This is a genomic window from Pseudoalteromonas sp. 2CM39R, from assembly GCF_023161845.1.
On sequence record NZ_JALNTM010000027.1, the window covers coordinates 1 to 21,225 of the forward strand.

The window sequence follows — 21,225 nt, forward strand, 5'->3', positions numbered from 1 at the left end:
TTATGTGAAAGTAGGACATTACCAGGCTCCAAATACAAGAAAGCCCGATTCGAAAGAGTCGGGCTTTTTTACGTCTGGAATAAAGTAAAAAGAAGGTTCGAGCTGAAAGGTATTAGGTTAAAGGAAGAGAATTGAACAGACCCAATCCCACGACATACTACTGCGCTGTCGCTGCAAAGTAGTATACTTACTCCAAATCCAAGTCAGTGTTAAGCCTAAAGCCTAAAGCCTAAAGCCTAAAGCCTAAAGCCTTCAGTTTTGAAGTATTACCATCAGCACTCTCTCTTTACTGATCTTAGTTATTCTCATTGCATCTTTAAACTAGTCCCTAAATTATCATCTTGTTGCAATTTCATTGTTGGTTTAATAACTGTCCTGTGTAAAACTATCTAGGATAATTTAGTAAATCAGGTGACATGAATGTCGAATATAAAAGCTTGGAAACTTCTCAGCCTGTTTTGTTTGTTTACAGCACTGATTGGTTGTCAATCTAAAGAAGAACAGCTACAACAAACAATTCAAGAGTCCATTAAAAAGGCCGATGTCGAGCTTACTCAGCTTGGTAAAGCACTTGATAATGGTAGTATACGTAATGCGATTATTCTTAAAGAATACAGTCGTATCCTTAAACAACAGCAGCCTGAACTCAGTAAGGTTGTTGATGTAGTTAGCCTTGATGCCACACGCCAAGGAGCCCTTTATAGTGGTTTAACCCAACGTCTTGATGATATTAAGGGTAATTACTTAATTCCTCCTTACGAAGACACTTTATACAATATTGATTTATTGCGTGAGGCGGCCAAGCCAACTTTATTTTCTGATGCCTTAACCGATCCTATTAATATGCTTGCGGATATGTCGAATGGCTCTTTGGCACGAGTTGGTGCTATAAGCCAAAAAGCTGAAGGCCAAGGGGTTGGTAACCAAATGGTAGGTAATCCTAACTATGGTAATTGGCAAACGAATAGTAGCGGTATTAGTTTTTGGCAATGGTACGGCATGTACCGTATTTTGGGTGATGTATTTGACCGAGTTGAATACGGAAGTTGGAGTAAACGCCGCAAGTATAGTTACTACAATGACTATGGTCGTACTCGTTACTCAAGCCCTAAACAAATAAAAACCCAAAGTGCATTAGAAACACGTACACGACAATCTTACCAACGCCAAGGCAAGCAGTTTACTAGTCCTTATGCGAGTAAAAAAACAGGTGCATCAGGTTTGAGTCGCAGCAGTTATACGCCGCCTAAAAGTCGCAGCAGTTACTCAAGAGCGAGTAGTTATAGCAATAATTCAGGATCGGTTCGTAATAGCAGTAGCAGAACCTCGCGCGGCGTAAGTCGTGGTAAGTAAAGAATAACGTTGGAGTTAGAATAATATGTATGAATTTAATGGAATAACTATGTGGTCTTTGCAAGCACTGTCTGTAGACTTTGCAATTATCATCTTACTGTTTGTTAGCCTAAAGTATATTAAAGGTTGGGTGTCTAATTTACATGCTAATGATGAAATTACCGAGCGAGATAACTTTGCATTCGGAATAAGCTTTGCCGCTGGCTTAGTTGCCCTTGCGATTGTATTAACGGGTGTAAGTAGTGGTGCTTTTGCTGCTACGTTACAAAAAGAAGCTCTGTTAATGCTTGGCTATGGTGCATTAGCAATTTTGCTTATAAAGCTGGGTCACTTTTTTCAAGATAAAGTGGCATTGCGTAAAGTAAGCTTACATAACGAAATAGTCAAAGGTAACGTTACTGCGTCAATTATTGATTTTGGCCATGTAGTTAGTGTTGCAGTGGTTATTCGCTCTGCACTATTGTGGGTTGCTACCGAAGGCTGGCATGGCATTCCTATTGTGATTGCCGCTTTTGTGATTGGTAGTGTGGTACTGCTTTTAGTAAGCCAATACCGAGTGCAGTTATTTAAACGCACCAATAAAATCGGTGATTGCCTACAACAAGCCATTGTTGATGGTAATTTAGCAGTAGGTGTTCGCTATGCCGGCTTTTTAATTGGTAGTGCATTAGCCATTACTGCTGCAACAGGTATTGCTCCCTATGCTGCCGATAATATTAACGCGAGTTTACTTTACTGGGCGCTAAGTGCCGTTGTTAGTTTGGTTGCTTTCATTTTACTGCACTTACTGACGATTAAAATCATTCTTGCTGGATGTGATATTTCAGATGAAGTGAATCGCCAAAAGAATGTGGGTGTTGCCGCTATTTCCGCAGCTGTGTCATTTGCTGTCGGGATCACTATGGCCACACTACTGGGTGCATAATCACGTGTCATCAACTCAAGCTTCCCCAAGTAAATTTAATTTACTTGGGCATGATATTTTACTGATCACTGTTATGGCCGTACTCGCAGGATGCGGCCTTATTTATGAATACTTACTTTCTCATTACGCTGGCCGAGTACTAGGCTCAGTTGAGAGTGCAATTTACGCCATGATAGGCACTATGATTGTAGCTATGGGGATGGGTGCATTTTTAGCGCGTTGGTTTAAAGATGCCTTTACCGCATTTGCCTGGCTAGAAAGCATTATTGCGCTCATAGGTATGGGCTGTATATTAGCCATTGCTAGTATTATTGCTGTAAGCTATTCACTCCCTCATTTATTCTCAAGTATTTTTAATATTCCCCCTGACGTTATTCTTAATGGTTACGTGTTTCAAAAGCTACAAGAATGGTCTCGCTTTTTACCTTATGTATTTGGCCTAATATTAGGGCTATTTATTGGTATGGAGATACCTTTGATTGCGCGTATTCGCCAGCATGTTTATGGGCGCTTCTTAGAAAATAACGCCGGCACTATATATGGGGCTGACTATATTGGCGCCGGTATTGGCGCGGCAATTTGGGTGAGTATTATGCTCGCGATGCCAATAATGCAAGCCGCTGCTTGGACAGCGCTATTTAACATTATTGCCGGCCTTGCCTTTTTATGGCGTTACCATAGCTATGTACGCTTTGCTAAGTTGCTATTGGTTTGCCATATATTACTGCTGGTGCTATTCGCTTTTATTTTGCAGTTTGGTAGTAGCTGGATGGATAACCTAAGTAACGTACTATACAAAGATAAAGTTATTTATTCCCAAGCAACGAAATACCAGCATGTGGTGTTAACCGAACGCTTAAGTAAAAATCAGCCACAGCCTATCACCGACCTATACTTAAATGGTCGTTTGCAGTTCTCAAGTATTGATGAGCAAATATATCACTCAATGCTTGTTTATCCTGCAATGCTCGCATCTAATCGTCATGACCGTATTTTGATTATTGGTGGCGGTGACGGATTGGCCATGCGTGATGTATTAAAGTGGCCGGTTGAGGAAGTGACTTTAATTGATTTAGATGGACAGCTACTCAATTTATTTGGTCATAAAGATAATCAATACACACCGCCTGATGATATTAAACAGCGATTAATGGCACTCAATAATGAATCGATGCATGACCCCCGAGCAAATATTATTGTGGGTGATGCATTTTTAGAAGTAGAAAGGCTACTGGATCAGTCAAAGCAGTTCGATACTATCCTAATTGACCTGCCAGACCCTAATCATCCCGATCTGAATAAGATGTATAGCGACTATTTTTATAACCATGTGCGTCAATTATTGGCACCTGATGGTGCTATGGCGGTACAGTCAACCTCGCCTTATCATGCGAAAAAGGCATTTTTAAGTATTGCTAAAACGGTGAAAGCCGCAGGTTTTGATTATGTAGAGCAATATCAGCAAAACATCCCTTCGTTTGGTCAGTGGGGGTGGACTATTGCTACTAAAATGGGTCAATCACCAAGTGCACGTATTAGCAATATAACTGATATGCCAGTGCCATCTCGGTGGATTAGTAAAAAATATTTATTAGCCAGTTTTGCATTTCCTAATAACTATTTTGAACAAGTTAACGATATTGAAGTCAATAGGTTAGGCTCTGGTCGCTTATATGATTATTACCGAGCTGCTTGGCAAATAGAAAGTGAATTGTATAAAAATTAATAAAATATGGTTGACATAATATGTCGGCCATGCGAATCTTAACTCAGACATAATATGTCAAACGACAAAAAGGCAGAGACATGGAATTAAATGAACTTTCAATAAAATTAGCGTCTTTTGAAACTGAGGGTGCTAACTTTGAGTCTTTCTTGATTGCCAATCCAGGTGAGCAAGATGTTTTACAAGTCATTGTTGATGGAAACGATGAGCTTCCAATTTTTGTTACCCAAACACAAGAGCAATTATTATGTATTAGCTACTTGTTTGGTGAAGACGAAGTAAAAAGCGAGTTACGCGACGAGTTAAACGAAACACTACTGCGTTTAAACGTGCCAATTCCGCTAAGTGCATTTGCCAAAATCGATAATAAATATGCGATTTTTGGTGCACTTTCGGTAAATTCATCATTAGATGACGTTACCCACGAACTAGTGACGTTAGCGGATAACGCAATTGATGCACTAGAAGCCGTGACCTTGTATTTAAACGATTAGGATACCCGCATAGGTAAGTGCTGATTGCTAATAGTATATGGCTCTCGCTTTACCTAATAGGATATAAACAAGTTTTTGGAGTTAAGATTATGAGTATTTTAAAAAAATTATTTACAGCGGTACGTGGTGGCGCGCGTGAAGCGGGCGAAGCAATTGTTGATGCGAATGGTATTCGTATTTTTGAACAAGAAATTGCCGATGCACAAAATGCACTGAATCGTGCTAAAAAAAGCCTGACAGAAGTAATGGCTAAAGAGATGCAAACCAAACGTAAAATTAGCGCAGTAGATGCATCAATTGCTGAGCACGAAGCGTATGCAGGTCAAGCCCTTGAAAAAGGGAATGAAGCATTAGCATTAGAAATTGCAGAAAAAATTGGTGACTTTGAAGCTGAGAAAGCCGAACACGAGCAAGTGTTAGCGGGCTTTACTAATCACATAGTGACGTTGAAGCAGCAAGTTAAAGATGCTGAAAAATCAATTAAAGAAAACCAGCGTCAGCTTACTATGGTTAAAACCACAGAAAGCGTTCAACAAGCGACAATGGCTGTAAATAGCACGCTTAATACTAATAATTCGTCAATGACGTCGGCGCGTCAATCGCTTGAGCGTATTAAGCAACGCCAACAAGACCGTACTGATCAATTAGGTGCTGCAAAGTCTTTAGAAGCAGATGTTAATGGCGATGATTTAAAAGCTAAAATGGCTGAAGCGGGTATTGGTGATACCAATCCAAAAAGTGCTGATATTCTAGCGCGCATTAAAGCGAAGCAAAATAGCTAACATTTAGAACCATATTAAAAAGGTAACCGAGTTTTGCTCCGTTACCTTTTTTGCTTACAGAGGCACCTTATATGTTTAATTTTTTCAAATCTAAAAAAAAGCCAGAACGTCAGCTTAATCACGCGAGTGACCTTAAAAAAGGTGACATGTTTACAGTGATTGACTCGTTTGCTTATCCTGCATGGCTCAAAGGCCAAACACTTCGCGTTATTGATGTGCAAACGTATCAGTACCAACATAGTAGTGATACTGAATTCGTACTTGAAACTAACACAGGCCAAGTGGTGTTTTTACAAATAGAACAAAACGATGGTGAGCAGTGGGCTAATTTCTCAATAAAGATTCAGCGTGATGATGTTGATGAAGTATTTGGTTTGGATGAGTTTTCACGTATTTTTGATGAAGAATCGTTAACGCATATTACAGTTAAAAATACGCCTGAGCGCTTTATGCAGTTTTTAGCTGGAAGTTATCAACAAAGCGAATCACCTTATGTATGTTATTTTCATAATAAAGATTTTCGTGGCCAAGCGCTACCTCGCTATGAGCAAGACGGTGGTGAACCCTGTGAAATGATTTGTTTAGCGTCACCCGATGAAGGGCATAGCGTTAATATCGAAATTTGGGAGGGAGGTGAAACAGAAGTATCACTGACATTAACTCGCCCAATTAGCGATATTGTTGACTTGTTTCCTGGAGATGCCCAGTGAGTGATGCTAAAGACAAGTGGTTGCGCCAAGAGCAAGCTGTGCGCGCCACGCAAATGGCCTTTGATTTGAGTAGTGAGGTACAAAAGTCGATAAAAAAACAAGCTATCGACCAAGAACTTACTCCCTCAGATATGATCCGCAAAATTTTAGGCCTTGATGTAAAGTCTAAAAAAACACGGCAGCGTTTATCGTTTAATTTAAATGATGATGAAATAGCGCAATTGGCTAGTCGGTTTGAAGTTGCAGTAGATGATAAAAGAGCGGTAAAGCAACAGGTAGCAGATCTACTCATTGAGCATACAAAAAAGACTAAGTAACCCTTTTGCCTTCTTTATATAAAATACTTACACTGAGGTTATTATTTCTAAAGAAGTGCAGCTGTGAATATTATATTGATTGCCTACTTACTTATGTTTGCGTTATTTGGCACAGCGGCAAGCTACTTTGTGCGTTTTATATATGCTTATTGGGTACAAAAGAACATGCCTTTGGAATACATTTTTAAGGCTGGTGTATGTATTTTCATGGTAGTGGTTATTTCGGTGTTAATACCACTATTAAATTAACACCGAAACGAACTGCTACTGGTAATTAACGGTTTTACATTGGTTATCAATACATAAAGAGTGAACTTCTAGCACTGGTGAACAGTCATCGAACTCAAGCGCAGTGTTATTTTTTTGTTCTTGCTGAGTGATTTTTTGTGCTAATTGCTCGGCATGCTTTTGAGAATTATTTAATGTTGAATACACAACATACTTACTCGGCCCCCCACAGACACGCGAGCCAACACCTAACACCTTACATTGATAACTGGCTGTGCAGCTTTTATTACTTGTAAGCTCATTAAGCTGAGTATTTAAAACAGATTCACTCGCGTTTTGAGCTGTGCTTGGTGTTAGTGCGCTACTGCAACCGCTAAGCAGCATAGTCATGACAACACTGGCAGCTGATAGTTTAATTACGGATGACAAACAACTCATAATCTAATCCTTAAAATACACTTACCGCAGAGCCTTCAAGTTTAACACATTTATTTTCAACGCACTGGGTACTAGGCGCAGTTAAATGTTGGCAAATACTCATCATGCCTTTTTGCGCATTATAAGTACTTTCCAATTGAGTAATTGTATCGCTTAGGGCTGAAACCTGTTTTTGGGGGGCGCTTTGTGTCGAGTACACAATATAATCGCTCGGTCCACCACAGGCACGGCTACCAACAGCATTCACTTTACACTGTGAACTCGTTGAACATTGCTTATCTGCTATGAGGCTGTTTAGCTTATCTTTTGCTGTTTTAATATCATCAAGCGACACTTCTTTTGCTGCATCAGCTGGTAATGGCTGTGCTATTTTATTTTGCTTATTCGCTTGTGGTAATTTTTGTTGCGGTATCGGCGTAGACGTATTTTCTACCGCATTGGTTTTAGTTTGCTCAGTTTTATTTGAGGTTGTTTCTAAGCACGCCGTTAAGCAAAGCGGTAGCAGTAGAGCGAGTAATGGAGTACGCATAATCGTTCCTGATAGTGATGAATTATTCATCACTATCATACACTGTGCATTCATTACAGCAATAAAAACTCTACTATCAACATATTAAAGAGGTGATAAGGAGAGTTTTTAAGTTAACCCGCCTTGCGTTAATTTAGCTGGATTGAGTAATGCCTCTAATTCTGATCGCGATAGGTCGGTTTCTTGCTCAGCGATATCAATAATTGGCTGTGCTTGCTGATAAGCTTGCTTAGCAATTTTTGCTGCTTTTTCGTAGCCAATAACAGGGTTTAGCGCAGTCACTAAAATCGGGTTTTTAGTTAATGCTTTATCAATCTGATTTTGATTAACTTTAAAGCTAGCAATGGCTTTATCTGCCAACGCTTGCGCGCTATTAGCGAGTATCTCGGCACTTTGCAAAATATTGTAAGCGATTACCGGCAGCATTACGTTAAGCTCAAAGTTGCCAGCTTGGCCTGCAACCGTAATGGTTGCGTCGTTACCAATGACTTGGGCGCTAACCATTGCAGCGGCTTCTGGGATCACCGGATTCACTTTACCAGGCATAATTGATGAGCCAGGCTGTAATGCTTCAAGTTCAATTTCTGAAAGTCCCGCAAGTGGGCCTGAGTTCATCCAACGTAAATCGTTGGCTATTTTCATTTGTGCAACTGCATAGACTTTTAGCTGTCCTGATAAAGCGACAATCGCATCTTGCGATCCAATATTATAAAAAAAGTTATCGCTAGGGGTAAATTGAATCCCTACCTTTTCAGTTAGCTGTGTGGCAAATAGAGCGGCAAATTGTGGGTCGGCATTAATACCTGTACCTACTGCTGTGCCACCTTGCGCTAGCTCACAGACACGTATTAGTGCATGCTCAATACTGCTAGCTGCATGCTTAACCTGCGATTGCCATGCGCTGAGTGTTTGCTCAAAAGTTATTGGCATTGCATCCATTAAATGAGTGCGCCCAGTTTTAACTATGTGACCGATGTCTGCTTTTTTTTGCTCTAAGGCGTCTGCTAAATTTGCTAGTGCTGGCAGTAATTTTTTATCAACGCTGATCGCACTACTCAAAGCAATCGCAGTGGGAATAACGTCATTAGAGCTTTGCCCCATATTCACATCGTCATTTGGGTGAATAGCTTGGTTAGCATGTTTTGAGGCTAAGCTCGCAATGACCTCATTAGCATTCATATTTGAGCTAGTACCTGAGCCAGTTTGAAAAATATCAACGGGGAAATGCTCATAATGCTTACCATCAATAATTTCTTGGCAGGCATGGTCGATTGCATTTGCTTTCGTTTTATCTAAATGACCTAGTTTGAAATTGGCTATTGCAGCGGCTTGCTTGATATACGCTAAGGCAATAATAAATTGCTGCGGCATTGTGAGGCTACTGATCGTAAAGTTATTAATGGCGCGTTGGGTCTGTGCTTTATAAAGTGCGTCAGCGGGCACGTTGAGTGTGCCCATGCTATCTGATTCTGTTCTAAAGTTACTCATTAGTACTCCTATAAAAGAGAATATATGACATTTAACTACGCTATATAAAAAGATATGGTGCTGTTATTACTATTTACAACGGTATAGCTAAAAAGTAGAGGGCGTCAAGGCAAGTTAACAAGTGGGATTAAAACTAAAAAGTCGACTTAAACTGATTTTAAGTCGACTTAAATAATGTATTTATATAAACAGCCGGTTACAAGGCTAAACAGAATTTTAATTGTAGCCAAGAATAAATATTTGGTCTGTTTCATGTTTGTTTTGTGCCTTTTGAGTATTTTTTACATGAGAAAGTAAGTCGATAACCGTTGCTCTACAATCTGTTTCATAACTCGTTTTATCTAGGCTTTTGTCTGTAACTGCCATTGCAGCATCTACTGCGGTATAAGGTGAAATATACATAATGTTATCCTTTTGTAGTTTAGTACTCATTAAGTGAGTAATTTAATAAAAGCATATAGCGTACCAGCTCGGTAAAGATAATTTAACGTATTGAAATTGATGTTATTTTATTATTTTGGCCAATTTACTCACGACAGAATAGCTGAAATTTGTTTTACTATTGTGCATTCATTTGCAATTTAGGTGCATCAGTATGACCAAACCGTTTTCACAAGCCTGCGAAAATAATAAAAATCATATACTTAAGGCTTTGCAGCCTGCATTGCAAAATGCAGCATCAGTACTTGAGATAGGCTCGGGGACGGGTCAGCATAGTGTTTTCTTTGCCAAAAAATTGCCACATTTACAATGGTATACCAGTGATCGAGAGGTTAATCATCAAGGAATAAAGTTATGGCATGATGAGGTGCAACTGGCAAACTTGCATCCGCCTTTATTACTTGATCTAAACTATTCTTGGCCAGTAAATAAAGTGGATGCGGTATATACTGCTAATACTTTTCACATAGTGAGCTGGGAGTTAATTACGCGTTTTTTTGCTGGAGTAAATCAGCACTTAAACCAGCAAGGGGTGGTGTGTGTATATGGCCCTTTCAAATATAAAGGGGAGTTTACCAGCCCCAGTAATGATGAATTTAATAGTTTATTGCAAAGTCGCGATCCGCTTAGTGGTATTCGTGATTTCGAAGCGGTTGAACAGCTTGCAGTGCAATATGGGCTTAAGTTACTCAGCGATACTGCGATGCCTGCAAATAATCAGTTACTCATTTTTAAACGGCAATAAAGTGCTACATTGTTGTTTGTAAATTTCGATATGTTGGCATTCGCGTTCTAAGTAATCTGCAATGGCATTATTAAAATCGGGGTGAACAATGTGATGGGCAGAGTAAGTGATTACCGGTTGAAAACCACGAGCGATTTTATGCTCTCCTTGTGCCCCAGCATTAAAGCACTGAATGTTATGCTTAATAGCATAATCAATCCCTTGGTAATAACACAGCTCAAAGTGAAGCGAATCTATCTCTTCACTAGCACCCCAATAGCGGCCGTAAAGGGTATTATCATCAATTAAGCTTAAGGTGGCGGCAATTACTTGCTGGTCTCTTTTGGCTAGCATAATGAGCAATTTGTCAGCCATTAAAGCGTGTAACAAGCTAAAAAAATCACTGTTTAAGTAGCCTAAATGACCCGATCGTTTTAAATAAGTGCGTTGATAAAACTCACAAAAAAGCTGCATTGTAGCGGTAGTGATTTTCTTGCCTTTGAGCCATTCAATACTGATATTTTGCTCTGTGATTTTAGCGCGCTCTTTTTTAACGGCTTTACGCTTTCGGGCATTAAAGGTTTTTAAAAAATCGTCAAAATCTTTAAAGTTATTATTAAACCATTGAAACTGCACGCCGATTCTTCGCATAGCACCGGTATCATAAAGATGGGTGGCTTGTGCTTTGTCGCAAAAGTTTACATGCCAGCCTGACCATGCCTGTTCTACGCAGTGGCTTTTAAGTTGCTCTGTTATGTACTTATACACTAGCTTTGGATTGCTATGCATAATACGTATTCTTTGTCCCTCAATCGGGCTAAAGGGAATACCACATAGCCATTTAGGGTAATAATCTAAGCCATTTTTTTCATAAGCTTCAGCCCATGCCCAGTCAAATACATATTCACCGTAGGAGTGCGCTTTTAAGTAGCCAGGGGCAAGCGCAATGAGTTTATCGCCTTCATAAACGGCTAAGTGATGAGGCTGCCAACCTGTTTTAGCACTTACACATTGGCTTTGCTCAAGTGCGTATAAAAAAGCATGTTGGGTGAATGGGTCGTTACCAAAAAATTGATGCCACTGTGTTGCATCAATTTGATTAATACTATTAAACCAACTGTGAGAAAAGTGGCTCATAATGCTTTGCCTACTACTGTTGTCTGTGTGTTACTTGTTAATTTTGATAATAATTCGACAGCCATATTCGGTTTTCTATTTTGGATAAAACCTTATGGTTCATCCTGCTCGATATATTGAGATAAGCATTGTGTGAGCTTATCGAGTTCGAGAGGTTTTGCAAGATGTTCGTTAAAACCAATTGCTAAGGCATTGGCTTTATCTTCAGGCATTACATCAGCGGTTAAGGCGATCACAGGTAATTGTTCAGCACTTTTAGTTTTCCGTATCAATGCGGTGGCCTGGTAACCGTCCATAACTGGCATTTGGCAATCCATTAACACTAAATCGAAGTCATTTATTTTAACTTGTTCTACTGCCAACTCTCCATTTTCAACCAATGTTGGGGTGATCCCCAAAGAGCTAAGCATTGCTTTTATCACTAATTGATTGACGCTGTTATCTTCTGCAACCAGTATTTTTAGTTTGCTTAAATCAACATGCTGTTGCGAGTGCTTCGCCGTTACTTGTTGTACAGCACAGGTATTTAACTCGACAGACAGAGTAAAAGTGGAGCCTTTACCTGGCTCACTTTGTACTTTGATATCTCCAGACATTAATAAGCTAAGTTCTTTTGCGATTGCCAAACCAAGCCCTGTACCACCAAACTTACGTGATGTTGAGCTATCAGCTTGGGTGAATGCATCAAATAATTTACTTTGCTCTGAAGCGGCAATACCGATACCCGAGTCCCTAATAGCCAAGGTAATTTGATGACGTTTATCGGCGATCTCCTTGCTGTATGCGCTAATACTTACTTCACCTTCGTAAGTAAACTTAATAGCGTTACTACACAGGTTTAATAAAATTTGCTCAATTCGCATAACATCACCTTCAAACCAAATGTCGGTTGGTAATTGGTTATCAACTTTCCAGTTAATACCTTTTTGTTCAGCGCTTTGCTCGAACATGCTACTGATCCGAGCAAGAAGAGCATTCAAATCAAAAGGAGCAACTTCTAAGGTTAGTTTTTGTGATTCAATTTTAGAGATATCGAGTACATCATTGATTAAACTTAATAATGAGTTAGATGCTAAATTAATTTTATTTAAATAATCAGAAAGAGTTTCAGGACGCTCTTCATTTTTAGCTAAGGTTGAAAAGCCGATCACAGCGTTAAGCGGGGTGCGAATTTCATGGCTCATATTTGCTAAAAACCGGCTTTTAGCTTGATTTGCCAAATCAGAATGCTGTTTAGCCTTAACGAGAGAGCGAGTACGCTCTGCTACCAAACGTGAAAGTGCAAGGTGTTGGTGATTAAACAACAGTAATATAAGTAAAATGAGTGAGCTTACAATGACCTGTAAAATAAGTAAAAAGAGTGTCATATTATTAGTTTGATGCGGTAAGAATTCATCTTTAATCGCTAAATCTACTAGCCATGTTTGTCCTGCAAAATTAATTTCGATAGTTGTAAGTTTATTGCTTTTGGTTGGTTTGTTTTCGACGTTTGAATAAAACGGATTAATAGCATTGGCTTCATAAATAGCGATATTAAACATTTTATTTTGTGCTTGGGTAAGCGATTGAGCAAGTATGTTTTTTACTAAAAATACGCCTGTTGCGTAGCCTTTAATTGATGCAATCTCATTATTTTGTTGATACACAGGAGAAAATAATAAATACGCGGGTTCAGGTCGCTGTGTTTGAACTAATTGAATTATTTTAGTACCGACAGGGCGATTTTTGATACGTGGATCGAGTAAAGTCTCACGACGATCTTTACGAGAGTTGAGATTAAAACCTATGGCGGATTGGTTTTCTGACAAAGGAGCAATATAAGTGATAATCACCAATGGATCGTTGTTTGATAATGGGGCGCCTTTAATGCTCGGAACAAAGTTGTGTGTATTATAAATTTCATCAAGCTGTTTGTTAAAGTCACTGACCTGAGCCTGGTTAATTTTGCGGTTCCATGAAAATGCTTTAATAAATGAATGCTCAGCCAATAGTTGAGCACTGTAAATATCAAACTCTTGCTTGCTTAAAGTCGGTGTTGATTGTATTTGGCTTGCAAGGCTTTGTACGGTTATTTGACTGAGGTTTAAATTGCTCAGTAAACTGTTTTCAATGATAGATGTTTCGCGTTTGGCAATTTGTATCGCATTTGAATAACTCTCTTGATTATATAGCTTTGTGGTAAAAGCTACAGAGATGAATAATACCGAGCAAACTGCGATGGTAGGTAGTGGGGTGAAGTAATGTCGTTTAAATTTAGGTTGTAATAACGCCAATATAAAAGGAGTTGCGATCAGCACACCAAGAGAATCACCAAGCCACCAAAAAGTAACATTTCTCCAATGATTATCAATACTGTAAGCAGGGTTAAACTGACTTAAAGCATAGACGCCAATATTGGCCGATATTAGGCTAACGACAATACCAACGATAAAAATAAAATAAATTATTGATTGGCGCTTCTTTAAAAACAGCGGATGACCTAGCCAGTATTTTAAAAAAGCTGCGCCAATCATCCCTTGTAGTACAGCACCAAAGCCGATTAGTAACACCTGCTCTAATGTATTGCCAATTAAAACTTGATCAGTAATAACGTTATCACCGGTACTTAAATTAAAGGCGACAGAGGCAATAAATAATGCCGGAATAAAACGCCACCACCAGATAAAACAGCCAACTAGGGCAATACCTGCAGGGAGCCAGATAGGGATTACTTGTGATTGGAAGGCAAAATTAGTTAATAACTTACCAGTTGCAAAATAAGCCACCGCAAACAATATGTAAAAAGCAGAAGAACTGGATGTTGAACGAAAAATCTTCACATGCATCCTTGTTTAATATTATTTTTATAGTTGAATCTCAGTATAGCGAATCAGTACTAAATAGTATTATTTTTTAAAGTGGTAACTGTTTTTTACTAAATGACTGCTTTAATACAACGGTTGATTCTATGTTGGCGATACAGCTTAAGCTTCCCAGTTGGTGCTTTACGAACTGCTCATAACTTTCTAAATCGTGAGAGATAATTTTTAATAAATAATCGTGGCTGCCTGAGATCACTGAACACTCAAGTACATGCGGTAGCTTTTCTACATGTTGTTCAAACTGTTGTGCGGCACTCACTGAATTTTGGCACAGTCGCACAAAAGCATAAACCAGTACATTCAGGTTGAGTGACTTAGGGTTAATAGCTGCGTGATAACCAATAATAACCTGTTCTTGCTCAAGTTTTTTAATGCGCCTTAGAGTAGGAGTATCCGAGAGATTAATGGTATTGGCTAATTCTGATACCGACATTCGGGCTTGCGACTGCAAGGCAACGAGTAGCTGCTGATCTTTATTATCTAACATGGCTATAGAATCTTATTAATTATTTGTCTAGTAATAGTGATTATTGCTAACAATAACTGCTTTTACTATTTTTTTTAGCGTTTTAACCTCTGGGATCTTTGCTAGCATTAAAAAATAATAATAACAGGATGTAGTCATGAGTTCTTACACTGCTAAATTTGATAATTGGATTAGGTCTGAGTTTGTTGCTCTAAACTCTCAGTTAGAAGAGTTGTATTGGCAACAAGATGATAAAGCAAATGTTGAAGGGGTTGGGGATAACTTAAAGCAAACCTTGAAAGAGCAAGGTAATGCGTTGATCAGCGATTTATTAGCTGAAGGTAATACCGACGAAGGATTTGATAGCGCATTTGATTTACTTGGTAATGTCGGTTTGTTTATGGCGGCTTGCCGTAGACATGAAATTACAGAGCCAAGCAGAGAGAATAGTTCACCGCTGATAGAAGCATCGGCGCTTGCCATGCATATTGGTGCTTCAATTGGAGTAACCCCTCGTTTTGCCACCGCGCATTTAACCACCCATAATAAAGCCATTAATGGCACCTATAAACGGTTTACAAATCTTGATGATGAAACTCTATTTTTAGATTACAACACCCAAGGTATTTTAGCGTATAAACGTGCGAGTGATGCTTTACTAAAAATACTGCCATTAGGTATTTCACACCCAGTCACGGCTGAACTACTTGAGGTGGTTAAAACGGCACTTATTGATGTAATAGCGTCGAATAATGCCTTGTATACTCAACTTGATACCGAGCGTTTTTTTAATTGTGTACGCCCATACTACAAGCCTTACCGGGTAGGTAAAGAGGTTTACCGTGGTGCAAATGCGGGAGATTTTGCCGGCATTAATGTTATTGATATGCTGTTAGGGCTTTGCAATGCCAATGAGCCGAGTTACTCACAAATGCTGGTGGATAAATTTTTATATATGATGCCAGAGGACCAACAAATATTGCGAGAAGCCATGCGTATGCAAAGCTTTATGGATGACTTCTTAAAAGCCGAGCAATATAAACACACAGAGTGGTTTCAAAAGCACGGCAAATTATTTATACAAGTGTGTAAGTTACATGGTGACACCGCTATCGGTCATCATAATCAGTTGGTTGAGAAGTTTATTGCCCAACCGTCACAGCAAATGCAACAACAGCATATAAGCAAAGTAACTGCCAGTGGACCACCTTTACCGGTACTGCTAGATTCCTTAGCTAAATTAAGGGATAGACGTGCAGCAGCTAAGCGAGACGATATTAATACGCGTTTTGATGACTTAAATACGCTAAAACAGTGGATTAACTAATATGGCTAAAAATGATTTTTGTATGCCAAGGGGCTGCTATTTATTAAGCCACTCTGTTGGTCGTCCTCTAAAAAGCACTTTAGAAAATGCTACTGAGCAGTTTTTTACTCCTTGGCAGGAAAGTGCCAAAGAGCCATGGCAGCAATGGCTACCAGCTATAGAAAATTTTACGGGTGCATTAGGGCGGCTATTTAATGCGCCAAGTGAGCAGTTTTGTCCTCAGGTTAACTTATCTAGTGGTTTAACTAAATTGCTTATGTCGCACCCCGTATTTAATAAACCACAGTGCACGGTATTAATGGCGCAGGCCGACTTTCCAAGTATGGGGTTTGTAATGCAAAAAGCACTCCCTGCATGTGCAACAATACGTTTCATCCCCGAGCATGAAGATCTAAGTGATAGGCAGGTATGGCAGCGATATTTAACCCCAGAGATTGATGGTGTGTTTGTTAGTCATGTTTATTCTAATACGGGTGTACAAGCTCCTTTAAACGATATTGTGGCGCTTAGTAAAGTCACGAATACACTCTCAATAATTGATGTGGCGCAATCGGCAGGGGTTATCCCTGTCGATCTAACGGCGTTAAATGCCGATTTTATGATTGGCTCAAGTGTGAAGTGGTTATGCGGGGGGCCAGGTGCGGCCTATTTATGGGTAAATCCAAAGCAAATAACGCAATGTGAACCAAAAGATGTTGGTTGGTTTTCACATCAAAATCCATTCGAGTTTGATATTACGCATTTTCAATATAACGCTAAAACGCTTAGGTTTTGGGGTGGTACGCCTTCTATACTCCCTTATGTTATTGCCGCTGATAGCATTGAATATATTGCCCAGTTTGGTGTGGATAAAGTAAGAGCGCATAATTTGGCGTTGTTAACGTTACTTCAGCAGCAGCTGGCTGCTTTTTTAGTATCGCCAAAGGATAAAGATCAGTGTAGTGGTACCGCTATTTTAGATTTTGCAAAGCACCAACAAAATGTATTAGCGGAATTGGAGGCAGCAAATATAAGTGTGGATGTGCGCAAACTCGGTATTCGTATTTCACCGCACATATACAATACAGCGTCAGAGATACAAGCGTTTATTGCTACGGTGAAAAAGGTAATTAAGGCTGCTGATTAAGCTGTTGTTTTTTTTGAGTGAGTGCCGCTATTTGTTGTTGTGCTTGTTTTATTTGCGGTTCAAATCTTTGTTTAAGTACCGCAGTTTCTGTAGCAATTGCATCTGCAATCGAATCAGCGCCTAAACGATTTGCTTTATCTTGGGTCATGTAACCGACTTGCTGTTTTTTTTGTGCGTATTCTTGTTGGTATTGCTTTATTTTAAGCTCAAGCTTCACAATATCGCGCTCTATTTGTTGCACCTCAAGGTAGTCATCAACTGAGGTATCGATAACTAGGGCGTTTTCAGATTGCAATGCATTGGTTTGCATAATGTTGACGTTTTTAAGCGTGATCACTTTAGCGTCTTTAGCGCAAGGAGTTTGACTGAAAGTCGGCACTCCTTTAATGGTGCATTTAAAAACCGTCACTTCATTTGCCATGCTGACAGTGCAGGCACCTAAAAAACACAGTAGTAATATTAGCTTTGCCATGGTTAAACCTAAGCTGGTTTAAAGTACCATTTATAATGCACTAAGTTGTAACACCATACAATTTGTTTAATTTAATAGCCTAAGTCAAGTATGCCTTCCAAAACGAACAATTCCATAGGTTGTTAAAATTTAGGCACAAAAAAACCACAATTAAGTGGCTTATATTCAGTAATGGTGGAGAGGGAGGGATAGACTTACTTACATCCATGTAACCAATCGCTACGCGACGCTTGCAGCGGCCGAAACTGTTCCCGGCACTTTATCGAACCCTGTCGAGAGTTCTCACCCTCCCAATTAGCAGCAAAGCTTATTTTTGGGCACAAAAAAACCACAATTAAGTGGCTTATATTCAGTAATGGTGGAGAGGGAGGGATTCGAACCCTCGATAGAGCTACAAACTCTATACTCCCTTAGCAGGGGAGCTCCTTCGGCCACTCGGACACCTCTCCGACGCATTATTCTGCGTATTATTAATCGGGATAAAACCAATTAATAAAAATAAGTGGTGGAGAGATAGGGATTTGAACCCTAGAGGGGCTATAAACCCCTGCCGGTTTTCAAGACCGGTGCATTCGACCACTCTGCCATCTCTCCACGTCGTGATGCAGGATAATACTTAGGAGAGTAGTCTGTGTAAATAGCAAAAAGATCGTTTGCTTAAAAAGTGAGCGTAAATGCGGTTTTTTTTATAAATAATGAAGATTTAAGGTGATTTTTAGCTATGAGGTGGCTGGCAGCAAACAGGAGGAGCTAAAGAAGAGTCTTCATTAGAGGTTGGGTGTTTGCTGCAACAATACAAAATCATGGTTGGGTGATTATTTGTATTGAATTGCACCGCCAAGTGCTAATTTTTTTCCGTAACGGTTAAGTTTAGCTAGCATTTTTGCTTTGCGATTAGTTGGCTTAACGGCAACGTGAGTTGTGGCTGTTTGGTTAAGTGTATTAATTGGGTTCATTTTATTCGCTCCATGGTTGTGTCTGTTGAAAACATGTGCATTTTGCACGCAGGGTGGTTAAAAATAAAGCGATAAAAATTACTGGTGAAGTATTAGTTTTTTTAATCCGAAATCGTTTTATTAATTTGTCGTTCAACTACTGGTTTATTATTTTTTGTATAATTATTCATCTTGGCTCATTGCTATGTCGCTTTTATATGGGGTCTTTTCGGTTTTTTTGAGTTTAAACTGTTTATAAAAAGAGTTTTTTGAATATTTATTCAGATTAAATTATTTTGTATTGGTTGGGCTTAACTTTACTTTGTTCAAAGATTTAACATGTTATTTATAGGTGGTTAATTATTTATCAGATAAGAGCAGTAAATAAACGATCAAAATAGTGTTGCGAGGTTTTTAAATTATAAAAAAAGTGCCTAGGTTACTAGGCACTTTGGAGTTAGTTGCGTTTTAAAACGCTTCTAACTGGGGAACGTACCATCTCATGAATATAAATCTAAAAAGATGGGTTTAATTATGTTTGCAATTTGGGCTTACAATCATCAGCTTGGGTGGCATTTTAACTATTCTAGAGCGAAGCGAAGATTATACTTTGGTTTGTATTTTACTATGAAGCCACAAAACAATGCTGCACAGCAAGAGTAGATCCGCTCAACAGTCTATTATTTGAGTTAAATGGTTTTAAATAGGGTATAAAAGGCAAAATGCGGCATAGCTTAAAAGCAAATGCCGCAAAGGGAGATTAATGCGGGGTATTATTCTATTAGTGCTGTTTAATAGTAAATAGCTCATAGCCTTTTAATGCAGGAACTTGAGCGGTTAGTTGCGTTTCTTGTTGTGCTATTTCAACAAAATCATCACATAATGAATTTGCACGCTTTTCAAGTGTTTTGGCATGCAGCTCTACTTTTTCTTCTATTTGTGCGCCCATATTTTCCATGCGCTCTTCAAATGCTTGCATGTCACCGCCTGAACTCATTAACTCAGAGCCCAATGCCACTAAAATGCTGCCCATTGATTCCATTACTGCTGATTCTACTGCTGTTTCTATTTGCTTTTCAAACTGCTGTTCAAAGTTTTCACCAAATTGAGTAAAGCTTTGTTGACCCATTACAAAAGTACCTTGCTGATAAAAGGTGCTTTCAACCTCTTGATGAATATCGTCCATTAAGGCTGAAATATTATCGAGGCCGTTAATATTAAACGCATTTGCAACTTCTTCTAATGTTACACCTGCAATTTTAACCCCTTCAAGGGCAATATTGGCCACTTCAGGTAATTGCACGCGTAAATTGTCTGTGTAGTCGGTCATTGCTTGGCGCTGTGCACTATTTAATGCTACTTGCTCGCCATTGATAGACAGCTCACCTTCAGCGGTAAATAGCATGTGCTGATTATTGGCTTTAAAAATTTCTAATTCATTAGGTTTGATGCGCACATCGTTCTTAAATTCAACGTTACATTCATCGTTACTAAATGAAATTGAAGAGTCGCTAGTATTGTGAGCCATTGCTACTGGAGCGCACATTATCGCGCTAACTAATAATAATTTTTTCATGTTTATTCTCTGCTTTTTGCTGATGATAATTAACTTATAACAAGTTTGATGCCAATTATTTTTAATGTTTTAAAACAATGGCTTGAGATTTTTTGAATGCTTTAAAGCCGAAAGTGTACTCATTGAAAATACTAAAATATGGTCAAAATAACCAACAATTAAATGCTAATAAATAAAATTTATCGATACGATAAAAAACTCTCACTTTCCACAATTCAAATTTAACGCTATTTATTCACAATACTGACACAGAGACTATTTAGGATAGCTATGTGGCTTTATTTTGACGTAAATTTGTACAGATAATTTATGTTGAACATTTTAATTTCACCAATTATCGCGATATAGAAATCCGTAATTGGTCTCAAACACTTTATGGAGTGGGTTGTGGGTAAGACATTTAGTTACGATGCGCTAGATGATGATTTTGTTGAAGACGAATACGAAATGGTCGGGCGTAATCAACACGACAAGAAAAAGCAAAAGGTGAAAAGAAAGTTAGAGGATTACCTTGAGCAAAAACGCTTGCGTAAAAATCTAGGTGAAGATGACTTAAACGATTATATTGATTAAGCTCTCGCTAGTACAAATAAGCGTTACAGTTTGTAATAAAGAGGCTTTGTGCCTCTTTATAGTTTTTTGGGGTTAAGCCTTAGCTGCAAGCAGAGCTTTTTCAATTACTTTTTCTAGTTTTTCAGGTTTAGTAATAGGTGCAAAGCGCTTAATAGGTGTACCATCTGCCGCTACTAAAAACTTAGTGAAGTTCCACTTAATTTTTCGGGTTAAAAACCCCGGTAGTACAGACTTTAAATAGCGGAAAACAGAATCTGTATGCTGGCCATTTACATTCACTTTTTCTGCGATTAAAAAACTAACCCCGTAATTTATTAAACAACCTTGCGCTATTTGCTCAGCGTCGCCGGGCTCTTGTTGACCAAATTGGTTACATGGAAAGCCTATAATGATCAAACCTTGGCTTGCATACTTTTCATGTAATGCTTGCAATGACTGATATTGATAAGTTAATCCACATTCACTTGCGGTATTTACGATTAATACAACTTTACCTTCAAACTCTTTAAAGTCGATTGGCTGGCCTTGTAGGCTGGTAGTCTTTAGTTGATGGAATGGGTGCATATAAATACGCTTATTATTTGTTTATTTTGCATA

General features: G+C 38.8%; 23 protein-coding genes and 2 tRNA genes. 12 read left to right on the plus strand and 13 right to left on the minus strand.

The window, feature by feature from the left end:
* The first annotated feature begins 420 nt into the window (after nucleotides 1-420).
* From MTF66_RS33705 to MTF66_RS33740, 8 genes are all read left to right on the plus strand, one after another.
* On the plus strand, nucleotides 421-1,353 hold the full coding sequence (locus MTF66_RS33705; RefSeq protein WP_008113289.1) for a hypothetical protein: 933 nt from the start codon (nucleotides 421-423) through the stop codon (nucleotides 1,351-1,353).
* Nucleotides 1,354-1,378: 25 nt separating this feature from the next.
* Nucleotides 1,379-2,278 (plus strand): DUF350 domain-containing protein, encoded by a 900-nt coding sequence (locus MTF66_RS33710; protein WP_248529975.1) that lies wholly within the window; start codon nucleotides 1,379-1,381, stop codon nucleotides 2,276-2,278.
* A 4-nt stretch (nucleotides 2,279-2,282) separates the two neighbouring features.
* Nucleotides 2,283-4,004, plus strand: coding sequence for a polyamine aminopropyltransferase (locus MTF66_RS33715; protein ID WP_138622405.1), 1,722 nt, complete (start codon nucleotides 2,283-2,285; stop codon nucleotides 4,002-4,004).
* Between the two features lie 80 nt (nucleotides 4,005-4,084).
* Entirely contained in the window at nucleotides 4,085-4,498 is a 414-nt protein-coding gene (locus MTF66_RS33720) for a YjfI family protein (protein ID WP_008113284.1), read from the plus strand.
* Nucleotides 4,499-4,587: 89 nt separating this feature from the next.
* Nucleotides 4,588-5,280 carry a PspA/IM30 family protein gene (locus MTF66_RS33725; RefSeq protein WP_036980772.1) on the plus strand — a complete coding sequence of 231 codons (693 nt, stop codon included), beginning with the start codon at nucleotides 4,588-4,590 and terminating at the stop codon, nucleotides 5,278-5,280.
* A 71-nt stretch (nucleotides 5,281-5,351) separates the two neighbouring features.
* A complete protein-coding gene (locus tag MTF66_RS33730; protein WP_010392538.1) occupies nucleotides 5,352-5,990 on the plus strand; it encodes a DUF4178 domain-containing protein in 639 nt (212 codons plus the stop codon).
* Nucleotides 5,987-6,307: a hypothetical protein gene (locus MTF66_RS33735; RefSeq protein WP_010392540.1), complete on the plus strand. Its 321-nt coding sequence runs from the start codon at nucleotides 5,987-5,989 to the stop codon at nucleotides 6,305-6,307. The genes MTF66_RS33730 and MTF66_RS33735 overlap by 4 nt, the downstream gene beginning before the upstream one ends.
* Nucleotides 6,308-6,370: 63 nt before the next feature.
* Nucleotides 6,371-6,556, plus strand: coding sequence for a hypothetical protein (locus tag MTF66_RS33740; RefSeq protein WP_021033113.1), 186 nt, complete (start codon nucleotides 6,371-6,373; stop codon nucleotides 6,554-6,556).
* Nucleotides 6,557-6,571: 15 nt separating this feature from the next.
* On the opposite strand, the gene MTF66_RS33745 is transcribed toward MTF66_RS33740, so the two are convergent.
* The 4 genes from MTF66_RS33745 to MTF66_RS33760 form a co-directional block, all read right to left on the minus strand.
* Nucleotides 6,572-6,973, minus strand: a complete 402-nt coding sequence (locus MTF66_RS33745) for a hypothetical protein (protein ID WP_010392543.1) — start codon at nucleotides 6,971-6,973, stop codon at nucleotides 6,572-6,574.
* A 10-nt stretch (nucleotides 6,974-6,983) separates the two neighbouring features.
* Entirely contained in the window at nucleotides 6,984-7,502 is a 519-nt protein-coding gene (locus tag MTF66_RS33750; RefSeq protein WP_010392545.1) for a hypothetical protein, read from the minus strand.
* A gap of 108 nt (nucleotides 7,503-7,610) precedes the next feature.
* Nucleotides 7,611-8,990 (minus strand): lyase family protein, encoded by a 1,380-nt coding sequence (locus MTF66_RS33755; protein ID WP_138622407.1) that lies wholly within the window; start codon nucleotides 8,988-8,990, stop codon nucleotides 7,611-7,613.
* A 216-nt stretch (nucleotides 8,991-9,206) separates the two neighbouring features.
* Complete coding sequence (locus tag MTF66_RS33760; RefSeq protein ID WP_008113269.1) at nucleotides 9,207-9,392, minus strand: hypothetical protein; 186 nt, start codon at nucleotides 9,390-9,392, stop codon at nucleotides 9,207-9,209.
* A gap of 193 nt (nucleotides 9,393-9,585) precedes the next feature.
* On the opposite strand from MTF66_RS33760, the gene MTF66_RS33765 reads away from it, so the two are divergent.
* Nucleotides 9,586-10,176: a DUF938 domain-containing protein gene (locus MTF66_RS33765; protein ID WP_010392551.1), complete on the plus strand. Its 591-nt coding sequence runs from the start codon at nucleotides 9,586-9,588 to the stop codon at nucleotides 10,174-10,176.
* On the opposite strand, the gene MTF66_RS33770 is transcribed toward MTF66_RS33765, so the two are convergent.
* From MTF66_RS33770 to MTF66_RS33780, 3 genes are all read right to left on the minus strand, one after another.
* Complete coding sequence (locus MTF66_RS33770; protein WP_138622409.1) at nucleotides 10,153-11,292, minus strand: GNAT family N-acetyltransferase; 1,140 nt, start codon at nucleotides 11,290-11,292, stop codon at nucleotides 10,153-10,155. The two genes, MTF66_RS33765 and MTF66_RS33770, sit on opposite strands and share 24 nt — an antisense overlap.
* A 92-nt stretch (nucleotides 11,293-11,384) precedes the next feature.
* Nucleotides 11,385-14,111, minus strand: coding sequence for an ATP-binding protein (locus tag MTF66_RS33775; protein WP_248529976.1), 2,727 nt, complete (start codon nucleotides 14,109-14,111; stop codon nucleotides 11,385-11,387).
* Nucleotides 14,112-14,184: 73 nt separating this feature from the next.
* Entirely contained in the window at nucleotides 14,185-14,640 is a 456-nt protein-coding gene (locus MTF66_RS33780) for an Lrp/AsnC family transcriptional regulator (RefSeq protein ID WP_008468510.1), read from the minus strand.
* Nucleotides 14,641-14,776: 136 nt separating this feature from the next.
* On the opposite strand from MTF66_RS33780, the gene MTF66_RS33785 reads away from it, so the two are divergent.
* Together MTF66_RS33785 and MTF66_RS33790 are read left to right on the plus strand one after the other, a co-directional pair.
* A complete protein-coding gene (locus MTF66_RS33785) occupies nucleotides 14,777-15,946 on the plus strand; it encodes a monodechloroaminopyrrolnitrin synthase PrnB family protein (protein WP_248529977.1) in 1,170 nt (389 codons plus the stop codon).
* A 1-nt stretch (nucleotide 15,947) separates the two neighbouring features.
* A complete protein-coding gene (locus tag MTF66_RS33790; protein ID WP_138622415.1) occupies nucleotides 15,948-17,072 on the plus strand; it encodes an aminotransferase class V-fold PLP-dependent enzyme in 1,125 nt (374 codons plus the stop codon).
* On the opposite strand, the gene MTF66_RS33795 is transcribed toward MTF66_RS33790, so the two are convergent.
* The 5 genes from MTF66_RS33795 to MTF66_RS33815 form a co-directional block, all read right to left on the minus strand.
* Complete coding sequence (locus MTF66_RS33795) at nucleotides 17,056-17,544, minus strand: RNA-binding protein (RefSeq protein ID WP_138622417.1); 489 nt, start codon at nucleotides 17,542-17,544, stop codon at nucleotides 17,056-17,058. The two genes, MTF66_RS33790 and MTF66_RS33795, sit on opposite strands and share 17 nt — an antisense overlap.
* A 356-nt stretch (nucleotides 17,545-17,900) precedes the next feature.
* Nucleotides 17,901-17,993 (minus strand) — tRNA-Ser (locus MTF66_RS33800).
* A 54-nt stretch (nucleotides 17,994-18,047) separates the two neighbouring features.
* Nucleotides 18,048-18,138 (minus strand) — tRNA-Ser (locus tag MTF66_RS33805).
* Nucleotides 18,139-18,359: 221 nt separating this feature from the next.
* Nucleotides 18,360-18,500: a hypothetical protein gene (locus MTF66_RS33810; protein WP_010392563.1), complete on the minus strand. Its 141-nt coding sequence runs from the start codon at nucleotides 18,498-18,500 to the stop codon at nucleotides 18,360-18,362.
* A 760-nt stretch (nucleotides 18,501-19,260) separates the two neighbouring features.
* Entirely contained in the window at nucleotides 19,261-20,055 is a 795-nt protein-coding gene (locus tag MTF66_RS33815; RefSeq protein WP_138622419.1) for a YggN family protein, read from the minus strand.
* A 387-nt stretch (nucleotides 20,056-20,442) separates the two neighbouring features.
* Here MTF66_RS33815 and MTF66_RS33820 point away from each other — a divergent pair, with 387 nt between their 5' ends.
* Complete coding sequence (locus MTF66_RS33820) at nucleotides 20,443-20,628, plus strand: PA3496 family putative envelope integrity protein (protein WP_008108975.1); 186 nt, start codon at nucleotides 20,443-20,445, stop codon at nucleotides 20,626-20,628.
* Nucleotides 20,629-20,700: 72 nt separating this feature from the next.
* On the opposite strand, the gene MTF66_RS33825 is transcribed toward MTF66_RS33820, so the two are convergent.
* Nucleotides 20,701-21,192, minus strand: coding sequence for a glutathione peroxidase (locus MTF66_RS33825; RefSeq protein ID WP_010392568.1), 492 nt, complete (start codon nucleotides 21,190-21,192; stop codon nucleotides 20,701-20,703).
* Nucleotides 21,193-21,225 lie beyond the last annotated feature (33 nt).